Origin of the sequence: Flavobacterium rakeshii (assembly GCF_009741375.1) — a bacterium.
Taxonomy (GTDB): domain Bacteria; phylum Bacteroidota; class Bacteroidia; order Flavobacteriales; family Flavobacteriaceae; genus Flavobacterium; species Flavobacterium rakeshii.
Window position 1 is genome coordinate 36678 of sequence record NZ_WOWP01000062.1, and the last position, 11301, is coordinate 47978.

The window sequence follows — 11301 nt, forward strand, 5'->3', positions numbered from 1 at the left end:
AATGCGTTTAATTTATACTGCTTACCTTAAGCTTCATTCCCGGCTTAATATGTTCGCCGCTAAGCTTATTCCAGTCTTTTAGATTTTCTACTGTTACACCTGGGTGTTTTTTTGCAATACTGAAAAGTGAATCCCCTTTTTGTACAATGTATAAACGGGCTTCCTCATAAGCTGTTTTAGGTTTTTTAGTTTCCTTAAGCGCTACTTTAGTTTCAGTAGTCTCAAGAGCTTCTTCCACTTTTTCCTCAGCATCAGCAACCATTACTTCCTCGTTATCTCCTTCAGTTGGAGACACTTTAGTTTCTTCTGCTTTTTTAACCTCCGGCTTAGTTTCTGCCTTTTTAGGTTTTGTCGTTTTTGCAGCTACGGCAGTTTCTTCTTTAGGCAGGTTAACAATTATGGTTTTATGTATTTTAAGTTTTTGTCCGGCATATATAGTATTGCCTTTTACCCTGTTCCATTTTTTAAGATCGGAAACCGAAACACCATATTTGTTTGCTATTGACCCAAGTACATCACCCCTGCGAACAGTGTGATATTTTGTACTAACCTTAGTGGTTTTACCTATACTGGCTAACGCTTCCTTATCTTTCTCGTCAATAAAATTAGGTCTTTCCCTCTTCAGGTCTTCATAATCTACATAGGCATAAATTGCCGTTTCGTTTGAAGTGAATAGCCCGATTTTATCTTTTGGAAGTCTTAAATAATGCGGCTCATCGGCAACATAAGGAATAACATCAAGCTTGTATATAGGGTTAAGAAACTCCAGTTCCTCAACCGGTACATCAATCAAATCTGCTACCTGTTTAAAGGTCATTTTACGTTTCACCATAATAGTATCGGTCTCAAAATAAGTTACCGGAGCTTCGTTTGAAGTAATACCATGCTCTTTACCATACTCATAAATGTACATGGTAGCGAGGAAAGCCGGCACATAACCCTGTGTTTCCCTTGGTAGGTTTTTACGAATGTTCCAGTAATTTTTTTGTCCGTTAGAACGACGTATCGCTTTAGTTACGTTACCCGGACCAGCATTATAGGAAGCTAATACCAAATCCCAGTCGCCAAATATGTTGTACAGGCTTGATAGGTACTGGCAAGCCGCCTCGGTAGCCTTTAACGGATCGCAACGCTCATCAACATATGAGTTTACCTCAAGGTTGTACTGCTTACCGGTAGGATACATAAATTGCCATAGCCCGGTAGCTCCTACCCTTGATTTTGCCCTCGGATTAAGTGCCGACTCAATTACAGCCAGGTACTTAATCTCGATAGGCACATCATATTTTGCCAGGTGCTCTTCAAACATCGGGAAATAGTACTGTGAAATAGCCATAAGTCGCGAAAAGCTTTTTGGCCTGTTTTTTAAGTACGATTTAATAATGTTTTCCAGCCCCTTGCTATATTCAATGTTAAACGGCGATTTGGCATCAAGTTCCTTAAGCCTTTGCTGTAAAAGCTCTGTAGATAACTCAAAAGCCACATCGTCATCAGGATTCACCATCTCAATATCATCCTGCATGTCATCAAACAACTCAGTGTTTGTTAACTCCTTCATCCATAGGCTGTCAATACATCTCAATTCGTCATGACGTACAAATCCTGATTTAATGGAATCCAAAAATGACATTTTGGTTACCGGCTTCAGTTGTACATCGGCCTCTGCACTTTCCTGTGCAAAAGCCCCGATTGAGAATGCTGCTAACAGCAGAGACAATGTTCTTTTACTCATAATTTACTTGTTAAACCGTTATATTACAAATTGTTACAAAAATAACAACTCATGCTATAACTTTAATTTTGTAATATTCGTATAAATTTTAACAGTGCTATTCTAAAATAGCCGCAATACCCGGAAGGGTTTTACCTTCAAGCATCTCCAGCATGGCACCACCACCTGTAGACACATAGCTCATTTTAGGCTCAAGCCCAAACTGCTTAACAGCCGCAACAGAGTCACCTCCACCAACAAGTGAAAAGGCTCCGCTTTCAGTAGCTTCGGCAATATAATTACCTAACGCAATTGTACCTTTAGCAAAGCTTTCCATTTCAAAAACACCCAGTGGGCCATTCCATAAAATGGTTTTGGATTCTAATATTACTTTTCTGAAATTTTCAAGTGATTTTGGTCCGGCATCAAGTCCCTGCCAGCCATCAGGTATCTCAGTTACGTTAGTAACCTGAGTGTTTGCATCATTCTTAAATCCATCGGCAGCGATAACATCTACAGGAATATGTACCTGTACATTTTTCTCTTTTGCTTTGGCAAGAATATCAAGGGCAAGGTCAAGTTTATCGTCCTCACAAATAGAATCACCTATTTTACCGCCCTGAGCTTTGATAAAAGTAAATGTCATCCCTCCTCCAATTATCATATGGTCTACTTTATCCAGTATGTTTTCAATAACCGTTATTTTAGAAGAAACTTTAGATCCTCCTAAAACAGCCGTTACCGGTTTTTTGCTATCATTTAGCACTTTATTAAGACTTTCTATTTCTTTAGCAAGAAGCGAGCCAAAACACTTATTTTTAGGGAAAAACTTTGCAATTATAGTTGTAGATGCATGTGCACGGTGTGCAGTACCAAAGGCATCATTAACATAAATATCGCCTAAATTGGCCAGTTGTTTTGCAAAACCTTCGTCTCCGGCTTCTTCTTCACTGTAAAAACGCAGGTTCTCTAAAAGCAGTACTTCACCCGGCTGTAAAACCGCAGCGGCAGCTTCAACATCAGCACCCACACAGTCTTCAACAAATTTTACGGTAACACCAAGTACTTCAGATATTTTGGCAACAATATGCTTAAGGGAATATTTCTCTTCTTTCCCTTTTGGTCTTCCAAGGTGCGACATCAAAATGGCACTTCCCCCGTCATTTAAGATTTTATCTATTGTGGGCTTCGCAGCTACAATCCTTGTATCATCAGTTACGTTAAAATTCTCATCAAGAGGCACGTTAAAGTCTACTCTTATAACTGCTTTTTTGCCATTAAAGTCAAAATCATTAAGGGTCTTCATACTGTATTTTAAGTTGTTTAAATTTGATTAAAGGCAAATATAGTTTTTTCCGTTAAAAAAATTATAATAAAATAAGGGGCTCCCCATTATTTAACATATATGTCTCATTGCTTTACAGTTAGGAGATTAACCACTAAAACGTAATAGTTTATTATGGTAATCATCCCATAAATTCTTCTATATTTGCCCTATGCTTTTTTCAGATATATTAGGCCAGGAACATATTAAAAGCCATTTGACAAAAAGTGCCGATTCCGGCAGGATTCCGCACGCTCAGCTTTTTGTAGGTCCCGAAGGATCAGGCAAGTTGGCCATGGCAATTGCTTATGCCCAGTATATTTTATGCTCCAATACTAACAGCGAAAACAACAGCGGTAATGCTGCCTGTAACCTAAAGTTCCAGAATTTTTCACACCCCGATTTACATTTTGTTTTTCCGGTAGCTACCAACAGCGAAGTGAAAAGCCATCCTGTTAGTGCCAACTTTTTAAAGTACTGGAGGGAGTTTATTACCGAAACCCCTTATGCCGGACTTTTTGACTGGTACAAGAAGATTGATATTCAGAACAAACAGGGACAGATAGGAGTAGATGAAGCACATGAGATTGTAAAATCACTCTCGTTAAAGGCATACGAAGGTGGTTATAAAGTGATGATTATATGGATGGCCGACAGAATGAACGTAGCAACAGCCAACAAATTACTGAAGCTACTGGAAGAGCCGCCGCAAAAAACCATATTCCTGCTGATTGCCGAAAGTGACGACGATATACTGCAAACCATACTTTCACGCTGCCAGGTATTACATTTTGGCGGACTTAGTGAGCAGGCTATTGCCGATGCACTTATTTCCCAAAAAGGACTTGACAATAATGAAGCCCTTAAAATTGCCCATCAGGCACAGGGAAATTTTAATAAGGCATTACAAATTTTAAACAAAGACAATAACGGTTTCCCTTTTGAAGAGTGGTTTGTACAATGGGTACGCGCCGCTTTTAGAGCAAAAGGAAACGCCGCTGCCATACAGGATCTAATTGCCTGGAGCGAACAGATTGCGGGTATTGGCCGTGAAGCTCAAAAACAGTTTATCCATTTTTGTATCGATATGTTCCGTCAGGCATTACTGCTCAACTATCAGGCAAAAGAACTGGTTTTTATGGAGCCTACTGTCGATAAGTTTAAACTTGAAAATTTTGCTCCGTTTGTAAACGGAAATAATATTAATGATATTTTTAAAGAACTGTCGGACGCACTATACCATATTGAAAGAAACGGTAATGCCAAAATTATACTAACCGACCTTTCCATAAAACTAACGCGATTAATTCATAAAAAGTAAAGATTATGACACCAGCTATCATTATTATCCTGATTTTTTTAGCCATAACTTTTATCCAATCGGGCTACGATAAAGTTGCCGACTGGAAAGGAAATGTAGAGTGGCTTAAAGGTCATTTTTCACAAAGTGCAATTAAAAACCAGGTTCCGGCCGCATTACTTTTAGTACTTATCCTTGAGATTGTTGCAGGTGCTTTTTCGGTTATTGGAATCATTCAGATTTTTATGAACGATGATACCGAATTTGCCGGTTATGCCGCAATAGTATCGAGCGCTACGCTGCTTTTACTGTTATTGGGTCAGCGTCTTGCCAAAGATTATGACGGGGCACGAACTATTGTTATCTATTTTATCCCTACCGTAATGTTATTGAACTGGTTATATTAATAACCAAACAAAAAATATAAAACCCCTCAGTGAGGGGCTTTTTTTATTCGTCATCGTTAAGGCTTGCCCTGTATAATCGTAGCTCACCCCAGGTAAAGGCTTCGCCGTGTTTTTCTTTAAGATTTGTAAGTGATTCCCCGTCAAAATCTTCAAAGGCTTTGGCAAGCTCGGCAATCTTATCTTCAGCAAGTACTTCCTCAATTTGGATTTTTCCGCGCTGAACCAGTCCGGCAATATGACTAAGCACCGTAGTTTCGGTAAGTTTCCTCACTCTGGCAATATCTTCAATACTCATTTTTTCTTTCCACAAATCAAACGTCTCCTCAAGCGTAGATTTTTTAGGCTGTTTCTTTTTCGCCGGATAGTTATCATATTCCTCGGTTTCCTCCTGCAATAAAGTAACAGGGTTATCCTTAAGGTTTTTGCGTATGGTTTCGAGTTTCTTAATTCGGTATGAGTATATTTCGGGTGTAATAAGATTTTCTTTTATAATCTCTTCCTCATTAAGCACGGCAAGCATTAGTCTTTTAGCTTTCATCAACCTGATTACCGTATAGGTTTGCAACTCTTCCAGTTCTGAGAGTTCCTCATAAAAACCTTTAGCTTTTCTCAGCCTTTTTATCTCTTCCATTTTTTGAAGCAAACCTGTTACAAGGCTATCCATAACCGGAAAGAAATAGTTGTAAGCCGCCTCTACCCTCTCCTGTACGAACTTCATATCAGGTTGTTCCACGGAAAACAATTTAGCCAGCTGACTGATAAACTTATGTCCCGGGGTATGCATTTTCTTTATCTTATCTTCAGATAAGTTGACCCATTCCCTGTGTTTGGATTTAAGTGATCTTGGTCCTTCCTGCAGGTAAGTAAGTTTATGTCGTTGCCAAACATCGGTAAGCTCGTCCCAGTCAAAGCTGTTTTTCAGGTAATTGAATATAAAACGAAGCGTATCTTTTTGTAAAAACAGCTCCATTTGCTCCTCCTTAACTTTAGACGAGGCGTAGCCCATTACATCCATATCATTAGTAAGACCATTCATTTGTAGCGGAGAAAGCAAAATAAGCCCGTTTAACGAACGTAAACGTGAAAGCGCTACGTAGGCCTGCCCCGGCAGAAAAACACCTGATACATCGAGCGCAGCTTTGTCAAAGGTTAATCCCTGGCTTTTATGTACCGTTATCGCCCAAGCCAGTTTAAGCGGATAGTGTACAAACGTACCCAAAACCTCTTCTTCTATTTCTTTAGTATTTTCGTTTACGTGATATTTTACGTTTTTCCATTCGTACTTATCGGCCTCAATGGTAAGATCTTCTTCAGGGAAATGTACCAGTATCTCTTCATCAGATACTGATTTGATTATACCGATTTTCCCGTTGAAATAATTCTTTTCGGGAGAAAGGTCGTTTTTAATAAACATTACCTGAGCTCCTTTTTTTAGTTTAAGCTCCTCCTCTACCGGATAGATTTTCTCTGGGAAATCGCCCACAATTTCAGGATGGAAAACAAATTCCTTTTCATCCAGTTCATCCAGTGCTTTGGCGTTTATATTATCGGCTTTCGCATTATGAGTAGTAAGTGTAATAAACCCCGGATTTTTTTTCAAATCAAAATCAGGTTGGGCGTAGTTATTTAAAACCGCTATATCATTTGGAGTTATTACATTGTTCCTCAGGTTATTAAGTATTGATATAAAGGCATCATCGGTTTGCCTGTATATTTTAGAAAGCTCTATATACAGCGGCGGATTACTACTAACTACCTGAGAGTGAAAGAAATATTTTCCTCTATAATACTGACTCAATACTTCCCATTCCTCATTTTTTACTACCGGAGGCAGCTGTAACAGATCTCCAATAAACAACACCTGAACACCACCAAACGGAATATCTTTATGACGCACATTGCGCAACATAAAATCCATAGCATCAAGCAAGTCGGCTCGCAACATACTCACCTCGTCAATAACAAGCAGTTCCATGTTTTTGATTACTGCCTGTTTATCCCCTCTCATTTTAAAGTGCCTACGCAGGCTGTCTTTATTTTCAAAACGTACGGTATCAGTCACCTGTGGTGTTACATTATCGGGGATAAAACCTGCAAAAGGCAACTGAAACATGGAGTGTATGGTTACACCACCTGCATTAAGCGCCGCAATACCCGTAGGTGCTACCACAACTACATTTTTATGCGTGGTACGAATAATTTCCTTAAGCAAAGTAGTCTTTCCTGTACCGGCTTTACCGGTAAGGAAAATAGATCTATTAGTTTGATTTATAAAACGTAAGGTATATTCGGCTGCTGTAGATAGACTTTGCATGAGGCGTATAATTATTGGAATCCCGAAATTAAGTATAAAAAATTTATGGCAACAAAAAAGCTCCCTTTTGGGAGCTTAATTTAATATTATAAGACTGAAATTATTTTGCAGCTTCTTCTTTTTCAGTAGTTTCTGCTTTTTCTTCAGTAGCTTTCTCTTCTGTTTTTACAGCGTCAGGATTCTCACCTTTAAACTTAGCGTTCACTGCTGTAATGATTTCTTCTGTAATCTCATAGCTGTCTTTAGCATAAAGCACATTGGCAGAATCACCGGTACCATAAATATAATCGTAACCGTTTTTCTTGCCATAATCTTTGATGTATGCACGCATCTCTTCAACAATACTATCCCTTTGCGGAGCAAACTCTTCCTGAAGCTGTCTCATCATACCATCCTGCATCATAGAAAGTTTTTGTTCTCTTTCCTGGAATTCCTGTGCTTTAGTTTGAACCCATTGCGCTCCTCTTCTTGGTGCTTCATCCTGAGCTTTTGCATAATCAAGTCTTAACTTTTGGTACTCATCGTTAAGTTCCCTTTTAAGTTCTTCTCCTTTAACGTTGCTTCTTGAGTTAAGATCCTTTAAAGCTTCAGAATCGTCCATTAACTTTTGCGTGTTAACATAAGCCGTTTTGAATTCGGTTGCACCACCTTCATTTTTGTTACATGAAAAAAGTGTAACGGCAAGACCAAGTATCAATAAAGATTTTTTCATTTGCGTTTTTCGATTTTTAAAAAAATTTCGGTAAAAGTAATAATTCGCATCAAAGATGCAAAAACAAGTTTTTATTAAAATTTACGGCAAAAAATTAACCATAAATAAATTTTATGAAAACAAATCTATGCTATAAACAATGTAAATCAAAATCGGGCTTCATAAATCGTTTTTAAGAGCGTTTTTAAAAACGTCAAGGCATTTCCTTATTACAGGCAGCAAACGTTTATTTATGAAGTTTTATTTAATTTTTACCATGTTTTATAACATAAATAAGCGACGAGTACTCCATATTTCCCGCTGCTTTTAAATTTGAGCGTAATCCGGTTAAAAATCCTTTTACAAAATTCATTTTTCCGGTTTTGTATTTTTCAGAAAGAAGACTCACATAAAAACTGTCAAATTTCATTGGCAGGATTTTTATTAAATCCATACCCTGTTTTGAAAAAAGCAGCTTAATGGATTTTTTCGAAAAATGCCAAAGGTGTCTTGGCACATCATAAGCAGCCCAAAACTTTCCATAATGCTTCGCATCATAACTGTTATAATTGGGTACGGCTATGATTATGAGTCCGTTTGGCTTTAAAATTCGCTTTAATTCGGTTATATGTTGCTGAATATCAGGAACATGTTCTAAAACATGCCACATAGTGATCACATCAAAAGAGCTATTTTCAAGTTCTTTTATATCATTTTTGAATGAAATTCCTTTTGAAACTGCAATTTTTTTAGCTTTTTCACTTGGTTCTATACCAAAACTATCCCAACCGTCATTTTTTGCTGTTACAAGAAAGTCTCCCGTCCCTGCACCAATATCCAGGAGTTTACCTTTTTCAGGATGGTATTTTTTTATGATAGATAATTTATCTCTTAATGCTTTTTGTTTTACAACATGGTATAATTTTTCAAAAAGCGAACGTTTACCGTCAGTATGCGAAATGTAATCATCACTTTCGTAATAGCTTCCTAAATTTTCGGGTGCGGGTTGCGGATGGGTTTTTAATAATCCCAAATCAGTATCCAGTAATAACTGAAACTCTTCTCCCGAAACCGAATGATCCTTTACGGTAATATAAACGTTGTTTTCTGAAAAATTCATTATAAATTATTGTATTCGTCCTTTAAGTCTTTTAGATAATTAATTACTATGTTTTTGAATAATGAAGAATCAGACAGGCAATCTTCATTATATTCATTAACAACAGAAATTGCCAGGAATTTTACTTTTGATCCTACAACTGCCGAATCAGATACAACATTAGAAGCAACATAATCTGTTGTGTCAAAATATTTGTTCACTTCATCATTTTCATAAAAAAAAACTTTAAACTTCATTCCTTCTAAAGTAATCCAATATTCAATATCGGTAAACTTCATCAAATTATACTTATTGCCTAAAAATTCTGCAAAAATTACTTTTTTAGGATTATTTTGAAAAATAAAAGCGGTAAGTCCTTCCTCTTTACCATAAATCTGTTTACCATTCTCAACTAAAATATAATCGGACACATCTATAGCTTGCCTGGGTGTAACACACGATTGTAAAACTCCAAACAGCAAAAACAGAAAAAACCCTCTTTGAAAAAGGGTTTTTATTTTACGTTCCACGTGAAACATTATTAGTCTATTCATATTATCTTCCCATATGAATTAAAAGTACCGAAACATCACTAGGCGACACGCCACTAATGCGGGAAGCCTGAGAAATAGTTACGGGTCTTATTTTTTTCATTTTTTCTCTTCCTTCGTAAGAAAGTGATTTAATCTTATCGTAATCGAAATTTTGAGGGATTTTTACATCCTCTAAACGATTAAGCTTATCAGCATTGTTTTTCTCCTTTTCAATATAACCAGAATACTTAACCTGAATTTCGGCCTGCTCAACAACTTCTTTATCTAAATTGTGTTCGTTAATGTATTCCTGAACTTTTTCAAACTTTAAAATATCATCAAGTTCAATTTGCGGTCTTGAAAATACTTTAAACATTTTATCAGGCTGACTCATTAACGAAGATCCTTTTTCTTCAAGTATCGGGTTAGCTTCTTCTGGCTTAACACTTGTTTCTTTAAAAAAGTTTACGAAAGCGTGAGATTGCTCTCTTTTGCTTTCCATTCTTTTAAGTCGGTCTTCTTTTGCCAAACCAATTTCATAAGAAAGAGGTGTTAGCCTAAAATCGGCATTATCCTGACGAAGTAAGGTTCTATACTCGGCACGCGAAGTAAACATCCTGTATGGTTCTTCTGTACCTTTAGTAATTAAGTCATCAATAAGTACTCCTATGTAAGCTTCGTTACGTTTTAATATAAACGGATCTTTATCGTGTACTTTAAGGTGAGCATTTATACCAGCCATCAATCCTTGTGAAGCTGCTTCCTCATATCCGGTAGTACCATTAATTTGTCCGGCAAAATATAAATTTTCCACCAGTTTAGTTTCAAGCGTATGCTTTAACTGTGTAGGCGGAAAATAATCGTATTCTATAGCATAACCCGGACGGAAGAATTTTACATTCTCAAAACCGGTTACAGAACGCAGTGCCTTAAACTGAACATCCTCGGGTAAAGAAGTAGAGAATCCGTTTACATAAACCTCTACGGTATTCCATCCTTCAGGCTCAACAAAAAGCTGATGACGGTCTTTATCTGCAAATCGGTTAATTTTATCCTCAATAGACGGACAGTAACGCGGCCCTAAACTTTTAATTCTACCATTAAACATTGGTGAACGGTCAAATCCTTCACGAAGCACATCATGAACTAATTCTGACGTATAGGTCATGTGACACGAACGTTGATGAACCAGTGGCTTTGTTATATCCAAATATGAAAACTTATCTGGGTTTTCATCTCCGGGCTGTTCAATCATTTTTGAATAATCAAGAGAACGTCCATCTACACGTGGTGGCGTACCTGTTTTCATACGTCCGGCTTCAAAACCAGCTTTAACCAAATCTTCAGTTATTCCGTATGAAGCACCCTCTCCTGCTCTACCTCCTCCAAACTGTTTTTCCCCAATATGGATTAATCCATTCAGGAAAGTTCCGTTTGTCAGGACAACCGATTTAGATTTGATTTCAATTCCAAGAGATGTTTTTATACCGGCTACTTTACCATTCTCGATAAGCAAACCGGAAACCATTTCCTGATAAAAATCCAAATTAGGAGTTTGTTCCAACATCAATCTCCACTCCTCAGCAAAACGCATACGGTCACTTTGTACCCTCGGACTCCACATAGCAGGCCCTTTTGATTTGTTGAGCATTTTGAACTGGATCGCTGTCTTATCAGACACAATCCCAGAGTACCCGCCCAACGCATCAATCTCACGTACAATTTGACCTTTTGCAATACCACCCATTGCTGGGTTGCACGACATTTGTGCAATGTTTTGCAAGCTCATGGTAACCAAAAGCGTTTTTGAACCCATATTAGCAGCGGCAGCAGCAGCCTCGCTTCCGGCATGACCTGCACCCACTACAATTACATCATATACTTCTTGAAACATTTTAACTTCTCCTATCTTGTTCCACGTG

The 11301-nt window shown here is 37.7% G+C and carries 9 protein-coding genes; 2 read left to right on the forward strand and 7 right to left on the reverse strand.

What is annotated here, in order from left to right; translation table 11 throughout:
* Positions 1-7: 7 nt before the first annotated feature.
* Both GN157_RS15945 and GN157_RS15950 read right to left on the reverse strand, forming a co-directional pair.
* Complete coding sequence (locus GN157_RS15945; RefSeq protein WP_157484488.1) at positions 8-1732, reverse strand: LysM peptidoglycan-binding domain-containing protein; 1725 nt, start codon at positions 1730-1732, stop codon at positions 8-10.
* Between the two features lie 97 nt (positions 1733-1829).
* Positions 1830-3017, reverse strand: coding sequence for a phosphoglycerate kinase (locus GN157_RS15950; RefSeq protein WP_157484489.1), 1188 nt, complete (start codon positions 3015-3017; stop codon positions 1830-1832).
* 190 nt (positions 3018-3207) lie between these two features.
* On the opposite strand from GN157_RS15950, the gene GN157_RS15955 reads away from it, so the two are divergent.
* Both GN157_RS15955 and GN157_RS15960 read left to right on the forward strand, forming a co-directional pair.
* Positions 3208-4356, forward strand: coding sequence for a DNA polymerase III subunit (locus tag GN157_RS15955; RefSeq protein ID WP_157484490.1), 1149 nt, complete (start codon positions 3208-3210; stop codon positions 4354-4356).
* A 5-nt stretch (positions 4357-4361) separates the two neighbouring features.
* Complete coding sequence (locus GN157_RS15960) at positions 4362-4742, forward strand: DoxX family membrane protein (RefSeq protein ID WP_157484491.1); 381 nt, start codon at positions 4362-4364, stop codon at positions 4740-4742.
* A 43-nt stretch (positions 4743-4785) separates the two neighbouring features.
* Here GN157_RS15960 and GN157_RS15965 read toward each other — a convergent pair whose 3' ends face one another.
* From GN157_RS15965 to mnmG, 5 genes are all read right to left on the reverse strand, one after another.
* Complete coding sequence (locus GN157_RS15965) at positions 4786-7056, reverse strand: helix-turn-helix domain-containing protein (RefSeq protein WP_157484492.1); 2271 nt, start codon at positions 7054-7056, stop codon at positions 4786-4788.
* A gap of 100 nt (positions 7057-7156) precedes the next feature.
* The gene (locus tag GN157_RS15970; protein WP_157484493.1) at positions 7157-7768 is read right to left on the reverse strand and encodes an OmpH family outer membrane protein; all 612 of its coding nucleotides are present in this window, start codon (positions 7766-7768) and stop codon (positions 7157-7159) included.
* Positions 7769-8012: 244 nt separating this feature from the next.
* Positions 8013-8867, reverse strand: a complete 855-nt coding sequence (locus GN157_RS15975; RefSeq protein WP_157484494.1) for a class I SAM-dependent methyltransferase — start codon at positions 8865-8867, stop codon at positions 8013-8015.
* Positions 8867-9400, reverse strand: coding sequence for a hypothetical protein (locus GN157_RS15980; protein ID WP_157484495.1), 534 nt, complete (start codon positions 9398-9400; stop codon positions 8867-8869). Before GN157_RS15980 ends, GN157_RS15975 begins: the two co-directional genes overlap by 1 nt.
* 1 nt (position 9401) lies before the next feature.
* Entirely contained in the window at positions 9402-11273 is a 1872-nt protein-coding gene (mnmG, locus tag GN157_RS15985) for a tRNA uridine-5-carboxymethylaminomethyl(34) synthesis enzyme MnmG (protein ID WP_157484496.1), read from the reverse strand.
* Positions 11274-11301 lie beyond the last annotated feature (28 nt).

Excerpts from the sequence above, each read along its gene's own strand:
- GN157_RS15975 (WP_157484494.1), bottom strand. The coding sequence starts at position 8,867 with ATGAATTTTTCAGAAAACAACGTTTATATTACCGTAAAGGATCATTCG.
- GN157_RS15945 (WP_157484488.1), bottom strand. The coding sequence starts at position 1,732 with ATGAGTAAAAGAACATTGTCTCTGCTGTTAGCAGCATTCTCAATCGGG.
- mnmG (WP_157484496.1), bottom strand. The coding sequence starts at position 11,273 with ATGTTTCAAGAAGTATATGATGTAATTGTAGTGGGTGCAGGTCATGCC.
- GN157_RS15965 (WP_157484492.1), bottom strand. The coding sequence starts at position 7,056 with ATGCAAAGTCTATCTACAGCAGCCGAATATACCTTACGTTTTATAAAT.
- GN157_RS15960 (WP_157484491.1), top strand. The coding sequence starts at position 4,362 with ATGACACCAGCTATCATTATTATCCTGATTTTTTTAGCCATAACTTTT.
- GN157_RS15950 (WP_157484489.1), bottom strand. The coding sequence starts at position 3,017 with ATGAAGACCCTTAATGATTTTGACTTTAATGGCAAAAAAGCAGTTATA.
- GN157_RS15980 (WP_157484495.1), bottom strand. The coding sequence starts at position 9,400 with ATGAATAGACTAATAATGTTTCACGTGGAACGTAAAATAAAAACCCTT.
- GN157_RS15955 (WP_157484490.1), top strand. The coding sequence starts at position 3,208 with ATGCTTTTTTCAGATATATTAGGCCAGGAACATATTAAAAGCCATTTG.
- GN157_RS15970 (WP_157484493.1), bottom strand. The coding sequence starts at position 7,768 with ATGAAAAAATCTTTATTGATACTTGGTCTTGCCGTTACACTTTTTTCA.